Source organism: Nitrobacter sp. (genome assembly GCF_047149785.1).
Lineage (GTDB): Bacteria > Pseudomonadota > Alphaproteobacteria > Rhizobiales > Xanthobacteraceae > Nitrobacter.
Map to the genome: position 1 here is coordinate 696928 of NZ_BAAGBE010000001.1, position 24095 is coordinate 721022.

Genomic DNA, 24095 nt, shown 5'->3' on the forward strand with positions numbered 1-24095 from the left:
TATTGATTGAGGGCATTTTCTCACGGCTGATCGGCCGGAAAATGCTCAAAGGGTCCGGTAATGCTGGTTCGCGGCGAAAAGACTGGAGTTCACGGGAAGGCGGCGGCAGCTGCCGGTTCCGAAGCGATTCCGGCTGCGTTCTTGCCCACCCTGCTGATCGGCGGGCTTCTGCTTCTTATCGGCCCCTGAGCGCCGGCTGGGCAGTTGCTGCCTGGGCACTCAGGGGAGCGTAGAGCACCAGACCCTTCGAGCGCCCACAGCGCGCATTGACCAGAGGAATTTCCCATGAATACCGCGAACAAGTCCGATAAGGACCGCGTCGTTATTTTCGACACCACCTTGCGCGACGGCGAGCAATGCCCCGGCGCCACCATGACGTTCGAGGAGAAGCTCGAGGTCGCCGAGATGCTCGATGAGATGGGCGTCGATATCATCGAGGCCGGCTTTCCGATCGCTTCGGTCGGCGACTTCGAGGCGGTCGCGGAGATCGCGAAGAATGCCAGGAACGCGGTGATCGCGGGTCTGGCCCGCGCCATCCCCGGCGACATCGCCCGTGCCGGGGAGGCGGTGCGCCACGCGCGGCGCGGCCGCATCCATACCTTCGTTTCCACCTCACCGATCCATCTGGCGCACCAGATGCGCAAGAGCGAGGCCGATGTGCTGGAGATCATCACCGCAACGGTGACGCAGGCCCGCCACCTGGTCGAGGATGTCGAATGGTCGGCGATGGACGCGACCCGCACCCCGATCGACTATCTCTGCAAATGCGTCGAGACCGCGATCGCGGCCGGCGCCACCACCATCAACCTGCCGGACACCGTCGGCTATGCGGTGCCGGACGAGTACCGGCGGATGTTCAAGACCATTCGCGAGCGGGTGCCGAACGCCGACAAGGCGACTTTCTCGGTGCACTGCCATGACGATCTGGGTCTCGCCGTCGCCAACTCGCTGGCCGGCGTCGAGGGCGGGGCGCGGCAGGTGGAATCCACCATCAACGGCATCGGCGAGCGGGCGGGCAACGCCGCGCTGGAAGAAGTCGTGATGGCGATCAAGACGCGCGGCGACGTCATGCCGTACTGGTGCAACGTCGAGAGCACGATGCTGACCCGCGCCTCCAAGCTGGTGTCGGCGGCGACCTCGTTCCCGGTGCAGTACAACAAGGCGATCGTCGGCCGGAACGCGTTCGCGCACGAGAGCGGCATTCATCAGGACGGCATGCTGAAGAATGCGCAGACCTACGAGATCATGACGCCGGAGAGCGTCGGCGTGAAGCAGACCTCGCTGGTGATGGGCAAGCATTCCGGCCGCCATGCCTTCCAGCACAAGCTGGAGGAACTGGGCTACAAGCTGGCCGAGAACCAGTTGCAGGATGCGTTCGTGCGCTTCAAGGCGCTGGCCGACCGCAAGAAGGATATCTACGACGAGGACATCGTCGCGCTGGTCGACGAGGAAATGGCGGTGTCGCACGATCGCATCAAGCTTCGCTGACGGTGATCGCCGGCACCCATGGTCCGCAGCGCGCGACCATGAAACTCACGGTCGACGGCCAGACCCGGATCGAGGAAGCCGAGGGCAACGGCCCGGTGGACGCTGTATTCAACTGCATCAAGAGGCTGGTGCCGCATGAGGCCAAGCTGGAACTCTATCAGGTTCATGCGGTGACCCACGGCACCGACGCGCAGGCGGAAGTATCGGTGCGTCTCAGCCAGGACGGCCGCGCGATGACCTCGCGCGCCGCCGATCCGGATACGCTGGTGGCGTCCGCGAAAGCCTATCTCGGCGCGCTCAACAAGATCGTGATGAAGCATCGGCGCGATGTGCCCGCCGCTGCCGCGAGCTGATCTCCTCGCTGCAAACGACAGAACAAGCCGGACGGCGCCGCGAGGCGCCGTTTGTATTTACGCTGTTTCCGTGCGCGACATATGAACGCTTTCCATCAGATTACATCTTCGTAAGAGAGGCCACTGTTGCGAAGATGTAATTTGCCTGAGGTGCGATGCACATCCATCTTCATTGAGCCTTGCAAAGGAGGGTTTCAAATGAAGAAGGCCATTCTCGCCGGTGTCGCAGCGATTGCCATTGCCGGTTCAACCGCGGTGTATGCCCACCAGCATCGTTCGTGGTCGCACGGCTACTCGCGGCTTAGCTTGCAGGATAGGACGGCTCTCGCCGATTCGAGAATCGCCGCGATCCACGCCGGCCTCACGCTGACACCGGATCAGGAAAAGCTGTGGCCGCCGGTGGAAAAGGCTATTCGTGATTTCGCGAAGCTGCGGATCGATCGTGCCAACGCCCGGATGGAGGGCAAGGAGGGCAAGAGCGGGTCCGGAAGCGAAGCGAAGAACGAAGATGCGCAAAAGCAGGCGCCGGTCGATCAGGTTGCACGGCTGCGCGAGCGCGCCGATCGCATGGCCGAGACGGCGGCAGCTCTAAAGAAAATCGCCGATGCCGCGGATCCGCTGTACAAGACTCTCGACGACGGCCAAAAACGGCGCCTGATGATTCTCGCCCGCATGGACCATGGTTTCGGCATGGGCGGCGGCCGTTGGCATCACCACCGCTTCGATCGCGGCGGCGACCGGGACCATGACCGGGGCGGCTCCGAGCAACGGCCTGGACAACTCTGACAGCCGGACGCGAATGCGCTATAGCGTTTTCCAGCGAAGTGGCTACCGGTTCGCGTGAAGAAAACGCGTCAAATCAAAATCCCGGAGCCCGCTTCTGATTCCATCAGAAGCGAAAGGTTCTAGGACGCGAGGAAGCCGCCAGTTTCGGCGGCTTTTTCGTGTTTGGCGAATGTGCTGTCGTAGGGGGAAACCGCCGCCGCTCTGCTGGACATCGCGGGTCCGCTTTGCTAAACGACCCCAGCCCGCAAGGGAGTTTTGAACAGTTCCGGGCGATTAGCTCAGTTGGTAGAGCAGCTGACTCTTAATCAGCGGGTCGTAGGTTCGAGCCCTACATCGCCCACCAATGAAATCAAACACTTAGCGGCCATCAGCCAAAAATCGAAAGGCGCTTTAGCTACCATATAGCTACCGCCAGCCTATCAATCTTGCTGTCGTCCGGGTTCGTCGGATTTCTGTCGCTAACGCCATCGACGTTCCCGCTTTTCCCAAACAGCCACTCCAACTCTGCCAAGACGGCGCGATTGATTGCTAGATTTCCGTTTTCATTCTCGTAAACAAACTCCTTGCCAAACAAGCGTTCAATCTCATGCACGGCGGTTGTTTGATCGAGGGTGCGCCTTTTAAAAACTTCATCAGCCATCCCCGGGTCAAGCTCGAGGACATGCTTCGCTCGAAAACGCTACAAGGCAGCGAAGATTTTTTCGAGTGATTGCTATTTTACCGTGGGCGGCGGATTGATTCTGCGTTTCACCCATTGGCCAAGAACATAGAACGCCACAAACATGAGCGTGGCCATGAGAGCGATCATAAAATCCGAGAACTCGCCTTTGAGGGTCCTGGCGAGGAGATAGACGCCGACGAGTCCGACTCCAAAGACGCATAGCGAGGCAATTTCGGCAGTTTGTTTTTGGGTCAATTCAGTCTCCGCGTGTTGAAGCGAGATGAGATTTTGATGGAATCGTCATGACTGCTCTATGCCCGAGCGTCCACGTCTTGAAACACGAATCGGATCAAGGACGTGGGAGGCCGGGACGAACGGAAGCACTGTCGTTCTTCGAACGGCTGTGCGCGGCCATGACATGTTGAGGCGCTTCATCGTCAACTCACCCTGATCCAGGTCCGGGACTATAGCGTTTTCCGGCGAAGTGGGTACAGGTTCGCGTCAAGGAATGTCGGGACAAATAGCGCCGCCCGGCTCATTGCGGCCCCTCATGGCAGGTGGCAAACTCGCTCCAAGCAATGCCGGCTCTGTCAGATCGAGTGCATTCGATCCGATTGCGGAAGAGGTTGAAATCGAAATGGCTGGTCTGTATTTCGAGCAGTTTTCCGTAGGGCAAACGTTCGTTCATGAAGTCCGGCGAACCGTCACCGACATGGACAATATTCTGTTCTCGTCGCTGACCTGCAATCCTGCCGCCGTGCACATCGATCATGAATATGCCAGGTCGACCGAGTTCGGGAAGCCGTTGATGAACTCGATCTTCACGCTCGGTCTTATCATCGGCCTTTCGGTGCAGGATACGACCCTGGGGACCACCGTCGGCAATCTCGGTATGGAGGAAACCAGATTTCCGCGCCCCGTTTTCGCCGGCGATACCTTGCGTGCGGAATCGAAGGTGGTTGCGGTTCGCGCCAGCAAGTCGCGACCGGGGCAGGGTATCGTCACGTTTGAGCATCGCGGCTTCAACCAGCGCGACGACGAAATCCTGTTTTGTCGCCGCAACGCGCTGATGATGGGAAAGCCGGCATGAAGTTGCGCTCGCTTCTGTTCGTCCCGGCCGACAGCGATCGCAAGTTCGCCAAGGCCGACGCCTGTGGCGCGGACGCATTGATCATCGATCTCGAAGACTCCGTTGCCCCCGGCCGCAAGTCGTTCGCGCGGGATGCGGTGAAGGACCGCGTAAGCGGGGCGCATGACTGGACGTTTCTGGTGCGCATCAACCCGCTCGAAACCGGACTGGCGCTGGAGGACCTCGCCGCGGTCGTTCGCCCGGGGCTCGACGGCATCGTGATTCCGAAGGTGAACGGCTATCAGGATGTCGAGCGGATCTCGCGCCATATCGATGACCTTGAGGCCGCCACTGGCGTTGCCGCCGGGCATGTGAAATTGCTGGTTGTCGCAACCGAGACGCCGGCGGCGATGCTGGGCCTCGCCGGTTATGCCACATCACGCGCAACGCCGGCCTCAAGACTGGTGGCCATGACATGGGGCGCGGAAGACCTCAGCGCCGCGCTCGGCGCGTTGACCAATAAAGAGCCGAACGGCGAGTGGACCTTCCCCTATCAGCTTGCGCGCGCCCAGTGCCTTTTCGCCGCCGGCGCGGCGGGCGTGGTCGCGCTTGAAACGCTCTACGCTGATTACAGGGATCAGGACGGTCTTGCCGAGAACTGCCGGATCGCGCGCCGTGACGGATTTGTCGGGCGTCTCGCGATCCATCCGGATCAGGTCGCGATCATCAACGCCTGCTTCACGCCGCCCGAAGCTGACCTCGCTCATGCGCGACGGGTGGTTGCGGCTTTCGCCGGTCAGCCGGATGCCGGCACGGTTGGCATCGACGGCAAGATGTATGATCGCCCGCATCTGGTCGCGGCGAAGCGAACATTGGCCTCGGTCGGCGAATGAACGATGAATGAGCGCAGGTAGAGAAGGCGCTTGATCGATCCGCCACGTTTTTCGAAGAAGGAGCAGCGTCAGAGATTGCTGTCGGTGATGGCCGCATAGACCATGGTGCGAAGTTCGCGCCGGACGGGATAAGCGGTCGAAGGTATCACCTGTGTCATGAAGATCGTGATCAACTCTTCCGCCGGATCGATCCAGAACGACGTCGTCGCCGCGCCGCCCCAGGCGTATTCACCGGGGCTTCCGGCGATAAGCGTCTTCGCGGGGTTCATGGTGACGGAGAAGCCGAGGCCGAAGCCGACGCCGCTGTAGGTCGCTTCGGCAAACATCGATCGCGACATGTCCGTCAGGTCGCGGTTGCCGGGAAGGTGATTGGTTGTCATCAGCGCCAGCGTTTTCGGTCCGATCAGCCTCACGCCGTCGAGCGCGCCGCCGTTGAGCAGCGCGCGGCAAAAGGTGAGGTAGTCGGCGGCCGTCGAGCAGAGACCGCCGCCGCCGGAGATGAAACTGGGCGGCGAGAGATAGGGACTTGTCGCCGGATCGTCCTGCAACGTCAGGCCGCCTTTTGCGCTTGGCGAACGAACCGACATCATGCCTGTGGCGGCGGCGTTGTAGCAGGCGGCCAGCCGATGCGCCTTTTCGGTGGGAACGAAGAAGTCGGTATCGGCCATGCCCAGCGGATCGAAAATGCGTTCCTTGAGAAACCGCTCGAACGGAACGCCGCTGATCTTGCCGATGAGATATCCGATCACGTCAGTGGAGACCGAGTAATTCCAGGCGTCGCCGGGCGAGAACTCAAGCGGGATTTTTGCAAGATCCGCGATCATCGAATCGAGCGTGCCGGCGAGTTCGATCGTGCCGATCTGCCGGTCGCGGTAGGCTGCGTCGACATTGCTGCGCTGCTGGAAGCCATAGGTCAGCCCGGACGTATGACGAAGCAGGTCGACGATCTGCATGGGCCGCGCCGGCGGCCGGGTGACGAACGCGGGCGCGACGCCTGCCTGAAACACGCCGAGGCTTTTCCAATCGGGAATATACTTGTGAACCGGTTCGTCGAGCGCAACGAGACCTTGCTCCACCAGCATCATGAAAGCGACGGACGTGATCGGCTTGGTCATGGAATAGATGCGGAAGATGGTGTCGTCCTTCAGCGGCACCTCGCGTTCGAGATCGGCAAAGCCTTGCACGGAGCTGTGCACGATGTGTCCGCGCCGAGACACCACAAGCTGCGTGCCCGGAAAGCGGCCCGCGTCGATGTATCGCCGCTTCAGATGGTTATCGATCCGATCGAGCGCGGCCTTGGACATGCCGGCGGCTTCAGGCGAAGTGGGAGCGAAGGCGGGCATCTGGCGTCACTCCGGTGGTGGCGGATCGGGCGACTGCGGATTCCGCGTGGCGCTCCGGTGGCGGCTGGCGCGTTACTTAAATCGCAGATGCGATGGGGTGGCAATCGCCGTCAGGCCATGCAAGAAAATGCTGCGGGCAGGATGCTTCCGCGCTACAAAACATCATGTTTCCGGAGGTCATATGACAGGCGATCAGGCAGTCTCAAGCGGGCCGGTTTGACGAATGGCGGACCAACCGATTCTGATCGTGGGCGCGGGCCACGCCGGCTTTCAACTCGCCGCGTCGCTGCGCCAGGCGGGGTATGAGGGACCCGTCGGTCTGATCAATGACGAGGCGCATCTGCCCTATCAGCGGCCGCCGCTGTCAAAAGCCTATCTGAAAGGCGCCGGCGGCCCGGATTCGGTGATGTTCCGGCCCGAGAAATTCTATCACGACCAGCGCATCGAACTGATCGCGGATCGCGCCGCTGCCATTGACCGCAGCGCTCGTGAATTGGTCTGTGCGTCCGGTGCGTCCCGCCCCTACAAGCACCTTGTGCTGGCAACGGGTGCGCGCAATCGCCTGATCGATGTCCCGAACGCCGGTTTGGAAGATGTGCTTTATCTGCGCACGCTCGACGAAAGTGAGGCGCTGCGGCAACGCTTCGAAGCCGGGGGGAGGGTGGTCGTCGTCGGCGCCGGCTTCATCGGCCTTGAATTCGCCGCGACCGCGCGGGCGAAGGGCCTCGAGGTCGAGGTGGTGGAACTCGCGCCCCGCGTGATGGCGCGCGCGGTCACGCCGGAGATTTCGGACTATTTTCAGCGCCGCCACAGCGAAGCTGGAATCCGGCTTCATTTCGGCGTGCAGGCCACGAGCATCACCAGCGAGGAGGGCCGCGTGACCGGCGTGACCTTGAGCGACGGCAGGCCGATCGCGGCCGATCTCGTGGTGGTCGGCGTCGGGGTTCTGCCCAATGTCGAACTGGCGGCCGAGGCGGGCCTGCCGGTCGCTTCCGGCATCATCGTCGATGAGCACCTCCTCACCGCCGATCCGGATATTTCGGCGATCGGCGACTGCGCGCTGTTTGCGAGCGTGCGTTTCGGCGCGCCGCTGCGGCTTGAATCCGTGCAGAATGCGGCCGATCAGGCGCGCTGCGTGGCGGCGCGGCTGACCGGCAACGCAAACAGCTATGATGGCCTGCCATGGTTCTGGAGCGATCAGGGTCCGGACAAGCTGCAGATCGCGGGTCTCACCACCGGTTACGACCAGGTCGTGGTGCGCGGCGACGCCGGGCAGGGATCGTTCTCCGCGTTCTGTTACAAGGCCGGGCGCCTGATCGGAATCGAGTCCGTCAATCGCGCGTCGGATCACGTTTTCGGCCGCCGTCTTCTTGCGGTGAACGGTTCGATCGCGCCGGAACAGGCCGCCGATACGAGTTTCGACCTCAAGCAGGCGCTCGCCTGAATTCTCGCCGGCAAGGCGGACATGCCGTTCGGACACGCTGGCGCGATAGCCGACGCTTCCACTGAACAATCCGCGGCGCTTATGCCGTGATCGGGCGGGATGATCGGCCCTCGGCGAAACACGCCTTCGTGCGACGTGCCCTTGAATGGCGGATGTCATTGTTTGAGCCGCATAACTATATCGTACTGAGGTTGTTGAAGCGGGATCGTGAGAGGAGAATGCGATGACAGTTTACTCGGGTCCGGTCTTCGACATGGCGGTCCAGCAGTTCGGGGTTATCGCCAACCACCTGTCGATCCCGATGGACGAGCGCGAGCGCATCCTGATGCCGAAGCGAGCCGTCACAATTTCATGCCCGGTCCATCGCGACGACGGATCAATCACGGTTTTCGAGGGATACCGTGTGCAGCATCATCTCACGCTGGGCCCGACCAAGGGCGGGACGCGCTTCGCGCCGAGCGTGGACATCGGCGAGGTGGCCGCGCTCGCCATCTGGATGAGCTGGAAATGCGCGCTGGTCGGATTACCCTATGGCGGAGCCAAGGGCGGCGTCAGGGTCGATCCCGCATCGATTTCGAAGCGCGAGCTGGAAGGGCTGTCGCGCCGCTACATGCAGGAGATGATTCCGTTCGTCGGACCGCACACCGACGTCATGGCGCCGGACATGGGCACCAACGAGCAGGTGATGGCCTGGTTCATGGACACCTATTCCATGTATCAGGGCCGCACCGTCACCGAGATCGTCACCGGCAAGCCCGTGAGTTCGGGCGGCACGCTCGGCCGCCGCGAAGCCACCGGCCGCGGCGTCGCCCATCTCGCCCGCCGCGTGATGAGGGAACTCGACATCGCGCTCGACGGGGCAACCGCGGTCATTCAAGGCTTTGGAAACGTCGGCTCGCATGCGGCGCTCGAGCTTTACAATTCCGGCGTCAAGATCGTCGCGGTGAGCGATCATACCGGCGCGCTTTATGACAAAACGGGGCTGGATATTCCCGGATTGATGCGCCATGCGGCCGAGCATGGAAATATCGCCGGTTATTCCAACCAGCTTCACCACGATCCCGCGGCGATCCTGACGCTGCCGTGCGACGTGCTCGTTCCAGCCGCCATCGAGCGCGTGATCGATGCGCATGACGCCGAGAACCTGAAGTGCCGCGTGCTGGCCGAGGGCGCCAACGGGCCGACGACGCCCGAGGCCGATCTGATCCTGGAGAAGCGTCAGCGCGAGATTTTCGTGATCCCCGACATCCTCTGCAATTCCGGCGGCGTCGTGGTCAGTTACTTCGAATGGGTGCAGGATCTTCAGCAACTGTTCTGGGAGGAAGACGAAGTGAAGCGCCGCGAATACCAGATCCTGGATCGCGCCTTCGGCCAGATGGTCAGCCGTGCGAAAAGGGACAACATCCCGCATCGTACCGCGGCGATGGCGCTGGGCGTTGAGAAGGTGCGGGCGGCGAAGAATACGCGGGGACTCTTTCCGTGATCCGGTCCGCGAGCCGGTTCGCGCATCGCCGCGCTTGAACTTTAGTATGAGGTAATCGCTTATATTTAAGTCGAATGCGGATTGATGCGGTGCAGCATCATTCTTGACTTTGCCAAGGTGAGTGCCTACTCACATCATCCGATGAGCAACCTGCGGATGACCAGCGATTTGCGCCGGGAGTTGATCCTGAGCGCCGCGAAGCAATGCTTCGCGCGTTACGGCTTTGCGGGCACGACGACCAAAAGCGTCGCCGCTGCAGCTTCGATCTCCGAGGCATTATTATTCAAGCACTTTCCGACCAAGTCGGCCCTCTATGCTGAAATTCTGGCGGAGGCCTGCAAGGCCGATCCGGCGTTACACCGCTTGCTCGATCGCAAGCCTTCAACCGAGACGCTGGTCATTCTCATCCGCGGCATGGTGGAGCACTTCCTCAGTGCTTCGGCTTATCCGGATCAGGAGGAGGCGCAACGGCTGCGCCTCATGATCTCAAGCCAGCTCGGCGATGGTGAATTTGCCCGGCTGCTGTACGAAAAAATCCGGGATCTGATTGGTCGGGCCTTCACGGCCTCGCTCGAACGCGCGGTCGCCGCCGGAGATGCCGCGCCGGTCGGGCGCGAACCGCTCAATCTGTTCTGGTTTGCCCATCATACCGTTCTCATGATGGTTCTGACCAAGCTTCCATCCGTTCCGACTTTGTCCTATGGCGCCGCATCCGGTCTGGAGCGGCAGATTTGTGAATTCATCCTTCGCGGAATCGGTCTGAGCGCAGCGGCGATTGCCTTGCACCTGGACCGGGAACCTGTATTCAACCCCGCCCATACGTCGGCCGCAGAAAGTGCATGACATGACGGTAACAAGGGAAGGCAGTGCCGGCGACAAGTCTGGTGTCTCGACGCATGACATCGGCGAAAAATCTCACGCGCGTCCGGTGCACATGAAGCGCTGGTTCATTATCGTCGGCTTGCTGCTCGCGCTGCTCGTCGGCGCGCTGGTCGGGTTCAACACCTTCCGTGCGCACAAGATCAAGGAGTTCTTTGCCAACAACAAGCCGCCACCGGTGACGATCAGCGCGGTCGAGGCGAAGTCCGAAGTTCTGCCGAACCTGCAGCGGGCGGTCGGCAGTCTGGCCGCGGTGCATCAGGTCAACGTCACGTCCGACGTCAACGGCCGCATCACCGACATCCTGTTCACAGCGGGCAGTCATGTCGTCAAGGGCACGCCGCTGGTGCAACTATTCGACAAGCCGGACCAGGGCGATCTCGCCAGCTACAAGGCGCAGGCGACCGTCGCGAGACTCGCATTGGACCGGGCGAAGCAACTCGCGGCTCGTCAGGTCGGTCCGCAGGTCACCGTGGATCAGGCGCAGGCCGCGTTCGACCAGGCCAATGCCGGCATCGCCAAGACCGAGGCGATCATTTCGCAGAAGCTGGTGCGCGCCCCGTTCGACGGCGTGCTCGGCGTGCGTCAGGTCGAGGTGGGGCAATTCCTCACCGCCGGCACGCAGATCGTGTCGCTGACCGATCTTTCGACGCTGTTCGCCAATTTCACCGTCACCGAAAAGGACAGCGGCCGGCTTAAAGTCGGGCAGACGGTGCGGGTGTCGGTCGATGCCTATCCGGGCAAGGAGTTCGACGGCAGGATCACCACGATCGAGCCGCAGATCGCAACAGACACCCGCAATATCCGCGTGCAGGCGACCATCAACAACCCTGGCGATATCCTCAAACCCGGCATGTTCGCGAACGTGATCGTGGTGCTGCCGGACAAGCCGGCGGTCGTCACCGTGCCGGAAACCGCGGTCGAGTACACGCTGTATGGCGACTCCGTCTATCTCATCAAGGAGAAGAAGGAGGAGGACGGCAAGACCAGCCTGACCGCGGAGCGTACCTTCGTGCGCACCGGCGACCGGATCAACGGGCGCGCGGTGATCGAGAAAGGGCTCAAGCCCGGCGACAAGGTCGCCGCGGTCGGCCAGCTCAAGCTGCAGTCGGGGGCCGCGGTCGAGATCTCGAAGGATCCGCTGCCGCCGATCCCGGAGAAACCGCCGCTGAACTGATTCACGAGCCGGGACCGCCAGGGGGCGGCCCGCATCGATCGAACGTCTCGCGGTTACGCTCCGGTCAGCGGAGCGGCCCCGCGTCAACGGAGCGCCTGCGATGGCATTCACCGATATCTTCATCAAGCGGCCGGTATTGTCGGTCGTCGTCAGCCTCCTGATCCTGCTGATCGGCATGGCGTCGGCCTACAATCTGCCGATCCGGCAGTATCCGAAACTGTCCAACACCGTGATTACGGTCACCACGGCCTATCCTGGCGCGTCGCCGGAATTGATGCAGGGCTTTATCACGACGCCGATCGAGCAGGCGGTCGCGTCGGCCGAGGGTGTCGACTACATCACCTCGGCCTCGACCCAGAGCCAGAGCCAGATCAAGGTCTACGTCAAATTGAACTTTGATCCGAACGCGGCGCTGACCGAGGTGTCGTCGAAGGTCAATTCGGTGAAATACCTGATCCCGAAGGAAGCCAACGACCCGGTGATCCTGAAGTCCACCGGCGAGACCACGGCGGTGATGTATATCGGTTTCTCCAGCGACGAACTGTCCGGCTCGGCCATCTCCGACTACCTGACGCGCGTGGTGCAGCCGATCCTCTCGACCGTGGACGGCGTGGCCTCGGCCGACATCCTCGGCGGTCAGACTTTCGCGATGCGCGTCTGGCTCGATCCGGTGAAGATGGCCGGGCGCAATGTGACGACCACGGAGGTCGCGGCTGCGATCGCCGCCAACAACTTCCAGGCGGCGGCCGGCCAGACCAAGGGCTATTATACGATCTCCAACGTCTCGACCAATACCGACCTAGAGAACGTCGAGCAGTTCAAGCGTATGACGGTGAAAGCCAAGGACGGCGGCTTCGTGCGCATGGAGGACATCGCCCAAGTTCAGCTTACCGCGCAGAGCACCGATGCCAGCGTCGCCTTCAGCGGGCAGCGCGCGATCTTCATCGGCGTGCAGGCGACCCCGCAGGGCAACCCGCTGACTATCGTCAAGGGCGTACGGGCGCTGTTCCCCGACATCGAGCGGAATCTTCCGCCGTCGATGAAGATGAAGGTGGCTTACGACTCGACCAAGTTCATCACATCCTCGATCCATGAGGTGGAGAAGACCCTGATCGAAGCGGTCGCTATCGTCATCGTGGTGATCTTCCTGTTCCTCGCCTCGCTACGCTCGGTCATCATTCCGGTGGTGACGATCCCGCTGTCGCTGATCGGCGTCTGCGCGCTGATGATGGCGGCCGGGTTCAGCATTAATCTGCTGACGCTGTTGGCGATGGTGCTGGCCATCGGCCTCGTCGTCGATGACGCTATCGTGGTGGTGGAAAACATCCACCGCCATCTCGAGGAAGGCAAGACGCCGGTTCAGGCGTCCTTGCAGGGCGCGCGCGAAATCGTCGGCCCGGTCATTTCGATGACGATCACTCTCGCCGCGGTCTATGCGCCGATCGGCTTCCTCGGCGGCCTCACCGGCGCGTTGTTTCGCGAATTCGCCTTCACGCTGGCGGGGGCGGTCATCGTCTCCGGCGTGATCGCGTTGACCTTGTCGCCGATGATGTGTTCGATGCTGCTCAAGCACGGCGGGCAGGGCTGGTTCGTCACCAAGGTCGACAAAATCTTTACCTCCGTCACGCACTGGTACGGCCGCAGACTGGACCGCTCGCTCAATTACAGGCCGATAACGGCGCTGTTCGCCGTGACGATCCTCGGGCTCGTCGGCTTCCTTTACATGCACACGTCAAAGGAGCTGGCGCCGGAGGAGGATCAGGGCATCGTGTTCGCGGTCATCAAGGGGCCGAAATACGCCAACATCGACTACATGGATTTTTACGGCGATAAGCTCGACAAGGCGTTTGCGAGCTTTCCCGAGACCGACCTGCGCTTCATGATCAATGGCATCAACGGCATCAACAACGGCATCGCCGGCATGTTGCTGAAGCCCTGGGACGAGCGCAAGCGAACCGCGATGGATCTCAAGCCGCTGGTGCAGGCCAAGATCAGCAAGGTCGAGGGCGTGAGCGCCTTCGCCTTCAACCGTCCGCCGCTGCCGGGCGGTCCGGGCGGTCTGCCCGTGCAGATGGTGCTCTACACCACGGCGGGCTTCCAGGCCGTCTATGAGGAGATGAACAAGCTGAAGGACGCGGCGCGCAAGAGCGGCCTGTTCATCGTCACCGACAGCGATCTTGATTTCAACCAGCCGGTGGTGCGCGTCGCCATCGACCGGACCAAGGCGAACGACCTCGGCGTCACCATGCAGCAGATCGGCGCGACGCTGGCGACGCTGCTCGGCGGCAACTATGTGAACCGCTTCAACCTCCAGGGGCGCTCCTATCAGGTGATCCCACAGGTACCGCGCGGCCTGCGCCTGTCGCCGGAATCGCTCGACGGCTATTATGTGCCGAGCAATACCGGCCAGCAGATTCCGCTGTCCACGCTGGTGACGATCAAGACCGATTCCGATCCCAACGCGCTGACGCACTACAACCAGCTTAACGCGGCGACCTTCCAGGCCGTGCCGATGCCGGGCGTGACCGTGGGCCAGGCGGTGGATTTTCTCGAGCAACAGGCGAAAAATCTGCCGAAGGGCTTCAGCCACGATTATCTCGCCGACGCACGACAATACGTAACGGAAGGCAATCAGCTCGCGATCGCCTTCGGTTTCGCGCTCATTATTATCTTCCTGGTGCTGGCGGCGCAGTTCGAAAGCCTGCGCGATCCGCTCGTCATCATGATCAGCGTGCCGATGGCGATCTCGGGCGCGCTGATCCCGTTGTTCTTCGGGGTTGCGACTATCAACATCTATACCCAGGTAGGCTTGCTGACGCTGATCGGCCTCATCAGCAAGCATGGTATCCTGATGGTCGAATTCGCCAACGAGCTGCAGCTTAACGAACACCTCGACAAACGCTCGGCGATCGAGATGGCGGCGCGGGTCAGGCTGCGCCCGATCCTGATGACGACCGCAGCGATGGTCACCGGCCTGCTGCCGCTGCTGACGGCATCCGGCGCGGGAGCGGCGAGCCGGTTCTCGATCGGTCTTGTCGTCGTGTCGGGCATGATGATTGGAACGATGTTCACGTTGTTCGTGCTTCCGGCAGTCTACGTGGCGATCGCAACTGATCATCTTGCGGGCGCCGGGTCGGAACGCAACAAGCAGATTGCCGATTTTGACACGGAGTCGAAGGCGCTGCGGCCGACATAATCCGTGCGGAGGCGTTGAGCGACGGAGGTCGAGCCTGCGTCGCGGTGCCGCATCGGGATGGTTCGGCGCTCCGGTCGATCATCGCCGGCGCTGACCGGGTTTGCGCTGTCTCACCGCGATACTTAGATTGGAGTAGGCGCGTTCGGCGCGGCCGTACGAATTTGGTTCGGAGGACCGAGTGGCGCGGGTCAGATCCGATGTTCTGGTCCTGGGTGCGGGAATTGTCGGCGTTTCCGCCGCCTTGCATCTGCAGAAGCGAGGCCGGGATGTCATCCTCGTCGACAGGCACGAGGGAGCGGGCGAGGAGACGAGTTACGGAAATGCCGGCCTGATCGAATGCGCGTCGGTTTTTCCTTACGTGTTTCCCTACGATCTGCGCCAGATTCTGCGCTATGCGCTGAACCGGTCCGCGGAAGCGCATTATCGTTTCCGGGATCTGCCGGCATTTCTGCCGTGGCTGGTCCGGTATGCGCTGGCATCCTCACCGGAGCGCGCGTTCCAAAGCGCGATGGCCGCCTTGCCGCTGATCAGCCGCAGCCTCGTCGAGCATGAAGCGCTGATCGCAGAGGCCGGCGTGCCGCAGCTTCTGCGACGGACGGGTTGGATCAAGCTGTTCCGGTCGAATGCGACGCTCGCCAAGGGCATCGCCGACCTCGAACGCACCCGCCGGTACGGGGTCGAGGCGGATGTTCTCGACGGCGAAGCGATAGCCGCGCGCGAGCCCCATCTCTCGGGAGCGTTCGCGGGCGCCATTCACTGGCCTGCGCCGGGCTTCATCCCGGATCCGGGAGCGCTGGTGAAGGCCTATGCCGCGCTGTTCGTACGCCGCGGCGGCCGTTTCATCGCGGCCGACGCGCGGACCCTGACGCAGAGCGATGGCGGATGGCGCGTCGACGGTCCCAACGGCGCGCTGACCGGGCGCGAAGCCGTGATCGCCCTGGGGCCGTGGTCGGACGACATATTCCGCCGGTTCGGTTACGACATGCCGCTCGGCATCAAGCGCGGCTATCACCTGCATCTCGCGCCGCGCGGCAATGCGGTGCTCAATCATCCGGTTCTCGATTCGGATCGCGGCTATCTGTTGGCGCCGATGAATCGCGGCATTCGCCTGACAACCGGTGCGGAGTTCGCTCGCCGCGATGCGCCGCCGTCACCGGTGCAGATCGAACGAACGCTTCCGGTCGCGCGCGAGCTGTTTCCGCTGAACGGGGCGGTCGATACGGCGCCGTGGATGGGAAGGCGTCCGTGCATGCCGGATATGCTGCCGGTGATCGGAAAGGCGGTCCGTCATGCCGGGTTGTGGTTCGACTTCGGACACCAGCATCATGGCCTGACGCTGGGGCCGGTGACAGGCCGGCTGCTGGCCGAAATGATGACGGGCGAGGAACCGCTGGCCGATCCGGGACCGTTCTCCGCGGAGCGCTTCGGCTGAAGGGTGTTCGCGGCTCGCCTGGCGTCTTGCGCCATGGGCGTTCCCGCGGCGATACTGTTGTCGGGGCCGATTCAGGAGCGCGCCATGAAAGTGAATATCGAGATCGATTGCACGCCGATCGAGGCCCGCGAGTTCATGGGTCTTCCGGACGTGCAGCCCATGCAGACCGCAATGATGGAGAAACTCCAGCAGAAAATGGCGGAGAACATCGAGAAGTTCTCGCCGGAAGCGATTTTGCAGAACTGGTTCGATCCGAAAATGGCCGAACGGTTTCAGGACATGTTTGTCAATATGTCGGGTCTTGGAGCCGGAGGGACAAAAGGCAAGAAGTAGAGGCGTCCGGCGACCAAGGCCGCGTATCCCGCGAGCGCGGGCGTCGTCCGCCCGGAGCTTCGCGTTGTTGCCTGATGTCGTCGACCGACCTCATTATATCGACGTCGGACTGAGAAGGACCTTTCGTGTCGCCCGATTCCCACGTTGCCGTTTACGCCGGCTTTCTGATCGGCCTCGCTTTCGGCGTAGTCGGCCTGCTCAGCGGTTTCTGCCTGATGAGCAGCTTGCGCGGGTATTGGGGTCAGGGCGACGGGCGATTGGTCCGGACCTATGCGCTGGCGGTCGGCGTTGCGGTCGCCGCCTCGCAATTACTTGCCGGCGAGGGGTTCGTCGATCTTGCGAAATCGATTTATCTCCAGCCCTCATTCTCGGCGCCATTGATGTTGTGCGGCGGCGTGATTTTCGGTTACGGCATGGTGCTCTCAAACGGGTGCGGATCGCGTGCGCTGATTCTGCTGGGGCGCGGCAATCTTCGCTCGCTGGTGGTCGTGATCGTTCTCGGCATCGCGGCGCAGATGACCTTGAAGGGCCTGATCGCGCCGGCGCGCATCGCCGTGCTGCAAGCCAGCCGGTCATCCCCGAATCTCATCTCGCTGCCGGCGCTGGCGGGAACGCTTGGTCTTGGAGAGATCTTCGCGCGCGCGCTGGCGGCGACGGTCGTCAGCGGCGCGTTGGTCGTTTTCGCGTTTTCACATGCAGCATTTCGGCGCTCCGGGGGGCAGATCGCGGCCGGCTTCATTGTCGGTCTGCTCGTTGCCGCAGGATGGTATGCGACCGGCTATCTCGGCGCCGACGATTTCAATCCGGTGCCGGTCACCTCGATCACGTTCGTCGCGCCCGTCGCCGATACGGTGCAATACGTGATGCTGTCGACCGGGCTGACGATGAATTTCGGCGTCGCGCTGGTGCCGGGCGTCGTGCTCGGAAGTCTCGTCACCGCGCTGGTGACGCGCCGTTTCCATCTTGAGACCTACAACTCGCCGCGTCACATGCTGCGTTCGGTCGTCGGCGCGGCGTTCATGGGTTCAGGCGGGGCGATGGCCTATGGATGTTCGGTCGGGCAGGGCCTGACCGGCGTTTCGACGCTGGCGCTGGCCTCTTTTGTTGCGATCACCGGAATCATCGCAGGCGCCGCGATCGGTTTGCGCGGACCGCTCCGCGTCGATGGGCCCGCGCCTTCGCGGGATTCGGCTTCGCCGGTGCGCTAAAACTCTTCCGTTTCCGACGCGCGCGTCACGATGCGAACTTCGGATGTCAGCGTCCGGTGAACCGGACACTTGTCTGCGATCTCCATCAGCTTCTGGCGCTGCTCCGGATCGAGCGTTCCTTCCATCGCGATCTCGCGTTCGATCCGGTCGAGCATTCCGGTCTTTGTTTCGCACTCGGCGCAGTCCTCGGCATGAACCTTGCTGTGCCGCAGCGTCACGGCAACGCGATCGAGCGGCAGCGCCTTGCGGTCGGCATACAACCGCAGGGTCATCGACGTGCAGGCGCCGAGCGCTGCAAGAAGAAAATCGTAAGGCCCTGGTCCGGTATCGTCGCCGCCGACGGTGGCCGGTTCGTCGGCGATCAACCGATGGGGGCCGACGGTCACGGTCTGCTGGAATTTGCCTCGGCGGGTTTCCTGAACGACGACGCTGCGCAAGCCAGAGTCCTCCGTGGGGTTGGCCGTCGCCGGTTCGAGGTAACGTTGCGCCCAGGAGGCGATCACATCGGCGACGTAGTCGGTGTCGCGCTTCTGGCTCAACAGATGATCGGCTCCCGAAAGCGATATGAAGCTCTTCGGATGTTTCGCAGCCGTGAATATGCGGGTGGCGTTGTCGATCCCAACAATGTCGTCGGTCGGCGAATGCAGGATCAGCAGCGCCTTCCGTAGCGCCGCGACCTGTCCCATCAGGTTGTGTTCGGCGATATCGTCGAGAAATTCCCGCTTGATTTGGAATGGGCGGCCGGCGAGGGAGACCTCGACCGCGCCCTGCGCGCGGATGTCCGCGATGCGATCGGCGAACAGGCCGGTGACATGCGCTGGATCGGACGGCGCTGCGATCGTCGCCACCGCTTTCGCTTCGGGAATCCGGGCCGCGGCTGCGAGGATGGCCGCGCCGCCGAGGCTGTGGCCGACCAGAATAGCGGGCGCCTTGCCGGTCCGGCGCAGATGATCGGCCGCCAGAACGATATCCCCGACGTTGGAGGAAAACGTGCTGTCGGCGAATTCGCCTTCGCTGGCGCCGAGGCCTGTGAAGTCGAATCGCAGGACCGCCAAGCCGCGCGCCGTCAGCCCCGCGGCGATGCGTTTTGCCGCAAGAACGTCCTTGCCGCAGGTGAAACAATGCGCGAACAGCGCGTAAGCCAGCGGTTCGCTGTCGGGAAGATCCAGCGTGGCCGCAAGTTTGTGGCCGTCCGCCCCGGGAAACTGGAAACGTTCGTTCGGCACGTCTTGTTTCTCCGGCTCATACGGATTGCGATATGGCGAATCCAGCGCTTGGAGCATGATCCCGAAGAGTGGAAACCGGCTTTCCGGACAGGCTCATGCTCAATCAAGAGGACAAGGCCAGATTCTATTCCAGCGAAGTTGAATCGGACTTTAGCCTTTGCCGAGCAGCAGCGGGAGCTGGCGCGGGCCGCGCACGCTGCCCTCGGACCATTTTATCTCGCTGGTCGGGTCAAGCCGGAAATCCGGAATGCGCTTCAGCCATTCCTCGATAGCAACAAGCATCTCCATGCGTGCGAGGTGGGCGCCGACGCAGCGGTGGATGCCGACTCCGAAAGCGACGTGGCGGTTTTCCTTGCGGTCGATGATGACCTTGTCGGCGTCGGGGAAGACCGCCGGGTCGCGGTTGGCGGCCGGGAAGGAGAGCAGCACCGTGTTGCCTGGCTTCATCGGACAGCCGCAGACGGTCGTTTCCTTCATGACCTCGCGTCCCGACGTGGCCGGAGAAAAGGCGCGCAGAAATTCCTCGATCGCCGTCGGAAGAAGCTCCGGCTCCGCGATGAGACGCGCGCGGTCCGCCGGCGTCTGCGCGAGATGCCAGAGCGAGGAGCCGATCGCGCTCCATGTGGTATCGAGGCCAGCCACCAGCAGCAATCGCAGCGCCCCCTGCACATGCGTGTCCGTCAGCGGTTGTCCGTCCTCGCCCCGCGCATTCATCAAGGTCGAGATCAGGTCGTCGGTCGGATGCTTCTTTCGAGATTCGATCTGCTCGGCAAAATAGGCGACCATTTCACGAATCGCCTTCATCACCATGTTGTCGTCGTGAACCCCGAGTTCAAGCATCTCGTGAACCCACCTGATGAAGAGGTCACCGTCCTTTTCCGGGACGCCGAGCATGTGGGTAATCGCACGGATCGGAATACGTTTCGTGTAGCGGGCCGCGGCGTCGCAGCTCTTGTCGTTGATAAGGCCGTCGATCAGTTCGTTGCAGATCGCGCGCACTCGCGGTTCGAGCTTCTTCACCGCGTCGGGCAAAAACGGCGTCAGAAGGATCTGCTTGGCGTGCTTGTGGGCGGGCGGGTCCGATGTAATGGGCGGTGCAGGCGGCGGCGGCTCCGGGCGGACGTTGCGAACCACCACACGGCGCGACGAGAAATGCTCGGTGTCGTAGGAGATTTCCTTCACCGCCTCATAGGTCGTCGGCAGGTAGACGCCGAGAAAGCGGTTGGTGTGAGCGACGGGGTGTTCCGCGCGCAGTTCGTCCCAGATGACGTATGGATTTTCCGTCCAGCGCGGATCGGTATGGTCAAAATCGTTAACCCAGTCGGTGACAGGGGCAGGGCTGGACATCGCATTCCTCCGGAAAGTCGCCGCCGTCGGACGCCGTCCCGGCGAGGTCGAAAAGTGATGAAATTCAATTTCATTCTTCCGCGATCACGATCGCGATTTCCGGGCAATTGGCCTGCGCGAGCCGTGCTTTGTCCTCAAGCCCCGCCGGGACGATGCCGTCGCCGATCTCACGGCCATTGCCCATTTCGTCGAGTTCGAACAGTTCGGGCGCCAGGGATTTGCATCGTGCGTGCCCTTGGCATTTGTCCGGATCGACGTGAATCCTGAGGGTGCCAGACATGCAGGGTCGTCCTCTAAAATAACTCCGTTAAGGATAGCCGCTCCGTCGGCGCAGCGCCACTGCCGGCTGGGTTATGCATGCGTTTATACAAAGATCATCCGGTGGGGCCGTCGGAGATGTTTGGTTGTGCGATGCCGCCTCGGCTTTTGCTGAACCCGGAAAAGACCGATCGCTGCGGCTTTTCCAGATGAAATCGGCTATCGACCGAACGCGGCTGAGCCGCCGCCGCTGGTCGCGTCGAGTGGCTCCGTCGAATATCCGAATCGGTTGTCGTCGGGGTTATGCAGCAATGCGCGTCCGGACCTCTGCAGCCGATTTATTTATAAAGTCGCCATTCGGAGTTCCGGTCCTGCGGCCGACCGGGTGTGGATCCCGCGCGGCCGCGAAGAGTCGCGCCAGAGCGCCGGACAAAAGAGCCGATGTTTGACTTTGGCTTCGGATGCACACGAAGTATTTAGTATTGTTCACAACAAATACGAGAATATTACATTTGCTTGTATGAATACGTGTCTTATGGCGCCGCCGTCCGAGCAGCGTGAACGGTGGCCGGTCGCAGTTCAGATCCCGCGGAACGGTGCCGGAGATCGTTCGGCGTGGCCTGGAATGGCTGCTCATCTTTTGTGCATCGCTGGCCGCGGTTTCTTGCGTCGCAGCAGGAAAATTGCGACTGAAGAGCCGGAGTTTCAGGAGCAGCAGCGCGATGTCTCGTCCGATGATGCCGTTATCTCGTGCAGGTCAGCCGGAGGCCGATGCGGCTGCGCTCGATGCGCGACTGCGCGACGATATCCGGCTGCTCGGGCGCATCCTCGGCGACACCGTGCGCGATCAGGAAGGGCCGGAGGTATTCGATCTGGTCGAACGCATCCGGCAGACCTCGATCCGTTTTCACCGCGATGACGACAAGCCGGCGCGTCGCGAACTCGAAGCCATCCTCGACGGCATGTCGACGGACGAGACCGTGCTTGTCGTCCGCGCCTTCAGCTATTTCTCGCACCTCGCCAATATCGCCGAGGATCAGAACAACATCCGCCAGATGCGCAGCCAGACGCTCGCGGACGGGGTGCGGCATGAGGGCCGGCTGGCCCACACGCTGGCCTGCGCGCGCGAGGCGGGGTTCAGCGGCGCCGAATTGCGGGAGTTCTTCGACGGCGCGCTGGTCAGCCCGGTGCTGACGGCGCATCCGACCGAGGTTCGCCGCAAGAGCACCATCGACCGCGAGATGGAGGTCGCGGCGTTACTCGATCGGCGCGAGCGGATGCAGCTCACCCCCGAGGAATTCGAGGCCAGCGAGGAACAGTTGCGCCGCGCGGTGCTGACGCTGTGGCAGACCAATCTGTTGCGACGGACCAAGCTCACGGTGCTCGACGAAGTCGCCAACGGTCTGTCGTTCTACGATTATACCTTCCTGCGCGAGGTGCCGCGCTTGCACTGCGTGCTGGAAGACCGCTTGCAGGACGCCTCCGGCGACGACGCCTCGAACGAAATGGCGTCTTTCCTGCGGATCGGAAGCTGGATCGGCGGCGACCGCGACGGCAATCCGTTCGTGACGGCGGACGTCATGCGCGGAACGCTCCGGATGCAGGCGTCGCGGGTCTTGCGCTATTATCTTGATGAGTTGCACGAACTCGGCCGCGAACTGTCGCTGGCCGCCGATCTCACAGGTATCTCCCCGGAACTGCGTGCTCTCGCCGAACGATCGGCCGACACCTCGCCCCATCACCGGGGCGAGCCCTATCGTCTCGCGGTATCAGGTATTTATGCGCGGCTATCGGCCACGGCCGTGAAGCTGAAGGCGGACACGCTGCGCCCGCGGTACGGCAATTCCCCACCCTATGCGAGCGCCGCGGAATTCAGCGCCGATCTCGATGTTCTCCACCGCTCGCTGACCCAGAATAATTCGGAGGTGATCGCGCGCGGGCGGCTGCGCTATCTGCGCCGCGCTGCCGACTGTTTCGGTTTCCATCTCGCCTGTCTCGACTTGCGGCAGAATTCCACCGTTCACGAACGCACCGTCGCCGAACTGCTCGAGGCCGCAGCGCCGGGCACCGCGTATCTCGCTCTGGACGAGGAGGCGCGGATTGTCGTGCTGCTGCGGGAATTGCGCAGCACGCGGCCGCTGACGTCGCCCTTCATTACGTACGGCGACGAGACGCGAGACGAACTCGCGGTATTCCATGAAGCGGCGGAGGCGCACGAGATGTTCGGTCCCGCTGCGATCCCTCAATGCATCATCTCGATGAGCGAGGGTGTTTCCGACCTGCTCGAGGTCGCGTTGCTGCTGAAGGAAGCCGACCTTGTCGATCCCACGGGTCACAGCGCCATCAACATCGTGCCGTTGTTCGAGACCATCGAGGATTTGCAGGCCTGCGCCGGCATCATGGACCGGCTGCTGTCGCTTCCGGAATATCGGGCGCTGGTGGACAGTCGCGGCGGTCTGCAGGAGGTGATGCTCGGCTATTCCGACAGCAACAAGGACGGAGGCTTCGTCACGTCGGGCTGGGAGCTTTACAAGGCCGAGATCGGCCTGGTCGAGGTGTTCGAGCGCCACCAAGTGCGGCTGCGCCTGTTTCACGGCCGCGGCGGTTCGGTCGGACGCGGCGGCGGCCCGAGCTACGACGCCATCCTCGCCCAACCCGGCGGCGCCGTGAACGGCCAGATCAGGATCACCGAGCAGGGCGAAATCATCTCGAGCAAATACTCCAACGCCGAGGTCGGCCGCAACAATCTGGAAATTCTCGCCGCAGCGACCCTGGAGGCGAGCCTGCTGCAACCGCGGCAGAGCGCGCCAAGTCTTGAGTATCTCGACGCCATGGAGTCGCTGTCGTCACGCGCCTTCGCCGCCTATCGCGAACTCGTCTACGAGACGCCGGGCTTCGAGGATTATTTCTGGGCCTCCACCGTGATCAACGAGATTTCGACATTGAACATCGGGAGCCGCCCGGCGTCGCGCAAGAAAACGCACCGGATCGAGGACCTCCGGGCGATCCCGTGGGTGTTCAGTTGGGCGCAATGCCGCGTGATGTTGCCGGGGTGGTACGGGTTCGGCAGCGCCGTGGAATCCTGGATAGCGGACCATCCCGACAAGGGCATGGCGTTCCTGCAGGAACTCTATGGCGGGTGGCCGTTCTTCCGCATGCTGCTCTCCAACATGGATATGGTGCTCGCGAAGAGCTCGATCGCGATCGCGTCGCGCTATGCCGATCTGGTGCCCGACGTGACGCTTCGCGAGACCATCTTCGGACGCATCCGCCGGGAGTGGCATCTCACCATCGACACGCTGCTCGCCATCATGGGACAGGAGCGGCTGCTCGCCGGGAACCCGCTGCTTGAGCGCTCGATCCGCAACCGCTTTCCCTATCTCGATCCGCTCAACCATGTGCAGGTCGAATTGTTGAAGGACCATCGCGCACGAGGTGGCGACGAGCAGGTGCTGCGCGGCATCCAGCTCACCATCAACGGAATTTCAGCGGGCCTGCGCAACAGCGGTTAGGATACGA

At 62.5% G+C, this 24095-nt stretch carries 18 protein-coding genes, 1 tRNA gene and 1 pseudogene; 14 read left to right on the top strand and 6 right to left on the bottom strand.

Annotated elements, in window-relative coordinates; genetic code table 11:
- The first annotated feature begins 285 nt into the window (after nucleotides 1-285).
- The 3 genes and pseudogenes from ACMDCM_RS03195 to ACMDCM_RS03205 all read left to right on the top strand — a co-directional run bounded on the left by ACMDCM_RS03195 (nucleotide 286) and on the right by ACMDCM_RS03205 (nucleotide 2970).
- Nucleotides 286-1841 (top strand): annotated as a pseudogene (locus tag ACMDCM_RS03195) (2-isopropylmalate synthase).
- A 198-nt stretch (nucleotides 1842-2039) separates the two neighbouring features.
- Nucleotides 2040-2627 (top strand): Spy/CpxP family protein refolding chaperone, encoded by a 588-nt coding sequence (locus ACMDCM_RS03200; protein WP_412772221.1) that lies wholly within the window; start codon nucleotides 2040-2042, stop codon nucleotides 2625-2627.
- 267 nt (nucleotides 2628-2894) lie between these two features.
- Nucleotides 2895-2970 (top strand) — tRNA-Lys (locus ACMDCM_RS03205).
- 51 nt (nucleotides 2971-3021) lie between these two features.
- Here the strand turns inward: ACMDCM_RS03205 and ACMDCM_RS03210 are convergent.
- Nucleotides 3022-3267 carry a DUF6953 family protein gene (locus ACMDCM_RS03210; RefSeq protein ID WP_412772222.1) on the bottom strand — a complete coding sequence of 82 codons (246 nt, stop codon included), beginning with the start codon at nucleotides 3265-3267 and terminating at the stop codon, nucleotides 3022-3024.
- A 72-nt stretch (nucleotides 3268-3339) separates the two neighbouring features.
- Complete coding sequence (locus tag ACMDCM_RS03215; RefSeq protein WP_412772223.1) at nucleotides 3340-3543, bottom strand: hypothetical protein; 204 nt, start codon at nucleotides 3541-3543, stop codon at nucleotides 3340-3342.
- A gap of 295 nt (nucleotides 3544-3838) precedes the next feature.
- On the opposite strand from ACMDCM_RS03215, the gene ACMDCM_RS03220 reads away from it, so the two are divergent.
- Complete coding sequence (locus ACMDCM_RS03220) at nucleotides 3839-4378, top strand: MaoC family dehydratase (RefSeq protein ID WP_412772224.1); 540 nt, start codon at nucleotides 3839-3841, stop codon at nucleotides 4376-4378.
- The gene (locus ACMDCM_RS03225; protein ID WP_412772225.1) at nucleotides 4375-5250 is read left to right on the top strand and encodes an HpcH/HpaI aldolase/citrate lyase family protein; all 876 of its coding nucleotides are present in this window, start codon (nucleotides 4375-4377) and stop codon (nucleotides 5248-5250) included. Before ACMDCM_RS03220 ends, ACMDCM_RS03225 begins: the two co-directional genes overlap by 4 nt.
- A gap of 68 nt (nucleotides 5251-5318) precedes the next feature.
- Here the strand turns inward: ACMDCM_RS03225 and ACMDCM_RS03230 are convergent, their stop codons facing one another.
- Nucleotides 5319-6593 (bottom strand): serine hydrolase domain-containing protein, encoded by a 1275-nt coding sequence (locus ACMDCM_RS03230; protein WP_412772226.1) that lies wholly within the window; start codon nucleotides 6591-6593, stop codon nucleotides 5319-5321.
- A 223-nt stretch (nucleotides 6594-6816) separates the two neighbouring features.
- Here ACMDCM_RS03230 and ACMDCM_RS03235 point away from each other — a divergent pair, with 223 nt between their 5' ends.
- The 8 genes from ACMDCM_RS03235 to ACMDCM_RS03270 all read left to right on the top strand — a co-directional run bounded on the left by ACMDCM_RS03235 (nucleotide 6817) and on the right by ACMDCM_RS03270 (nucleotide 17745).
- Nucleotides 6817-8037, top strand: coding sequence for an NAD(P)/FAD-dependent oxidoreductase (locus tag ACMDCM_RS03235; RefSeq protein ID WP_412772227.1), 1221 nt, complete (start codon nucleotides 6817-6819; stop codon nucleotides 8035-8037).
- Nucleotides 8038-8260: 223 nt separating this feature from the next.
- Nucleotides 8261-9520: a Glu/Leu/Phe/Val family dehydrogenase gene (locus ACMDCM_RS03240; RefSeq protein WP_412772228.1), complete on the top strand. Its 1260-nt coding sequence runs from the start codon at nucleotides 8261-8263 to the stop codon at nucleotides 9518-9520.
- 141 nt (nucleotides 9521-9661) lie between these two features.
- Complete coding sequence (locus tag ACMDCM_RS03245; protein ID WP_412774646.1) at nucleotides 9662-10363, top strand: TetR/AcrR family transcriptional regulator; 702 nt, start codon at nucleotides 9662-9664, stop codon at nucleotides 10361-10363.
- Between the two features lies 1 nt (nucleotide 10364).
- Nucleotides 10365-11576 (top strand): efflux RND transporter periplasmic adaptor subunit, encoded by a 1212-nt coding sequence (locus ACMDCM_RS03250; RefSeq protein WP_412772229.1) that lies wholly within the window; start codon nucleotides 10365-10367, stop codon nucleotides 11574-11576.
- A gap of 100 nt (nucleotides 11577-11676) precedes the next feature.
- Nucleotides 11677-14772, top strand: coding sequence for a multidrug efflux RND transporter permease subunit (locus ACMDCM_RS03255; RefSeq protein WP_412772230.1), 3096 nt, complete (start codon nucleotides 11677-11679; stop codon nucleotides 14770-14772).
- A gap of 178 nt (nucleotides 14773-14950) precedes the next feature.
- A complete protein-coding gene (locus tag ACMDCM_RS03260; protein WP_412772231.1) occupies nucleotides 14951-16204 on the top strand; it encodes an NAD(P)/FAD-dependent oxidoreductase in 1254 nt (417 codons plus the stop codon).
- Nucleotides 16205-16288: 84 nt separating this feature from the next.
- Nucleotides 16289-16537 carry a DUF6489 family protein gene (locus ACMDCM_RS03265; protein WP_412772232.1) on the top strand — a complete coding sequence of 83 codons (249 nt, stop codon included), beginning with the start codon at nucleotides 16289-16291 and terminating at the stop codon, nucleotides 16535-16537.
- A gap of 125 nt (nucleotides 16538-16662) precedes the next feature.
- On the top strand, nucleotides 16663-17745 hold the full coding sequence (locus ACMDCM_RS03270) for a YeeE/YedE family protein (RefSeq protein ID WP_412772233.1): 1083 nt from the start codon (nucleotides 16663-16665) through the stop codon (nucleotides 17743-17745).
- Here ACMDCM_RS03270 and ACMDCM_RS03275 read toward each other — a convergent pair.
- The 3 genes from ACMDCM_RS03275 to ACMDCM_RS03285 form a co-directional block, all read right to left on the bottom strand.
- Nucleotides 17742-18971 (bottom strand): bifunctional alpha/beta hydrolase/OsmC family protein, encoded by a 1230-nt coding sequence (locus ACMDCM_RS03275; protein ID WP_412772234.1) that lies wholly within the window; start codon nucleotides 18969-18971, stop codon nucleotides 17742-17744. The two genes, ACMDCM_RS03270 and ACMDCM_RS03275, sit on opposite strands and share 4 nt — an antisense overlap.
- Nucleotides 18972-19121: 150 nt before the next feature.
- Nucleotides 19122-20318: a cytochrome P450 gene (locus ACMDCM_RS03280; protein ID WP_412772235.1), complete on the bottom strand. Its 1197-nt coding sequence runs from the start codon at nucleotides 20316-20318 to the stop codon at nucleotides 19122-19124.
- Nucleotides 20319-20388: 70 nt separating this feature from the next.
- Complete coding sequence (locus ACMDCM_RS03285; RefSeq protein ID WP_412772236.1) at nucleotides 20389-20598, bottom strand: ferredoxin; 210 nt, start codon at nucleotides 20596-20598, stop codon at nucleotides 20389-20391.
- Between the two features lie 700 nt (nucleotides 20599-21298).
- On the opposite strand from ACMDCM_RS03285, the gene ppc reads away from it, so the two are divergent.
- Nucleotides 21299-24088 carry a phosphoenolpyruvate carboxylase gene (ppc, locus tag ACMDCM_RS03290; protein WP_412772237.1) on the top strand — a complete coding sequence of 930 codons (2790 nt, stop codon included), beginning with the start codon at nucleotides 21299-21301 and terminating at the stop codon, nucleotides 24086-24088.
- Nucleotides 24089-24095 lie beyond the last annotated feature (7 nt).

Bases quoted from the DNA above. Each gene is read 5' to 3' on its own strand.
- ACMDCM_RS03200 (WP_412772221.1), top strand. From the start codon at position 2,040: ATGAAGAAGGCCATTCTCGCCGGTGTCGCAGCGATTGCCATTGCCGGT.
- ACMDCM_RS03210 (WP_412772222.1), bottom strand. From the start codon at position 3,267: ATGGCTGATGAAGTTTTTAAAAGGCGCACCCTCGATCAAACAACCGCC.
- ACMDCM_RS03220 (WP_412772224.1), top strand. From the start codon at position 3,839: ATGGCAGGTGGCAAACTCGCTCCAAGCAATGCCGGCTCTGTCAGATCG.
- ACMDCM_RS03225 (WP_412772225.1), top strand. From the start codon at position 4,375: ATGAAGTTGCGCTCGCTTCTGTTCGTCCCGGCCGACAGCGATCGCAAG.
- ACMDCM_RS03230 (WP_412772226.1), bottom strand. From the start codon at position 6,593: ATGCCCGCCTTCGCTCCCACTTCGCCTGAAGCCGCCGGCATGTCCAAG.
- ACMDCM_RS03235 (WP_412772227.1), top strand. From the start codon at position 6,817: ATGGCGGACCAACCGATTCTGATCGTGGGCGCGGGCCACGCCGGCTTT.
- ACMDCM_RS03240 (WP_412772228.1), top strand. From the start codon at position 8,261: ATGACAGTTTACTCGGGTCCGGTCTTCGACATGGCGGTCCAGCAGTTC.
- ACMDCM_RS03245 (WP_412774646.1), top strand. From the start codon at position 9,662: ATGAGCAACCTGCGGATGACCAGCGATTTGCGCCGGGAGTTGATCCTG.
- ACMDCM_RS03250 (WP_412772229.1), top strand. From the start codon at position 10,365: ATGACGGTAACAAGGGAAGGCAGTGCCGGCGACAAGTCTGGTGTCTCG.
- ACMDCM_RS03255 (WP_412772230.1), top strand. From the start codon at position 11,677: ATGGCATTCACCGATATCTTCATCAAGCGGCCGGTATTGTCGGTCGTC.
- ACMDCM_RS03265 (WP_412772232.1), top strand. From the start codon at position 16,289: ATGAAAGTGAATATCGAGATCGATTGCACGCCGATCGAGGCCCGCGAG.
- ACMDCM_RS03280 (WP_412772235.1), bottom strand. From the start codon at position 20,318: ATGTCCAGCCCTGCCCCTGTCACCGACTGGGTTAACGATTTTGACCAT.
- ACMDCM_RS03285 (WP_412772236.1), bottom strand. From the start codon at position 20,598: ATGTCTGGCACCCTCAGGATTCACGTCGATCCGGACAAATGCCAAGGG.
- ppc (WP_412772237.1), top strand. From the start codon at position 21,299: ATGTCTCGTCCGATGATGCCGTTATCTCGTGCAGGTCAGCCGGAGGCC.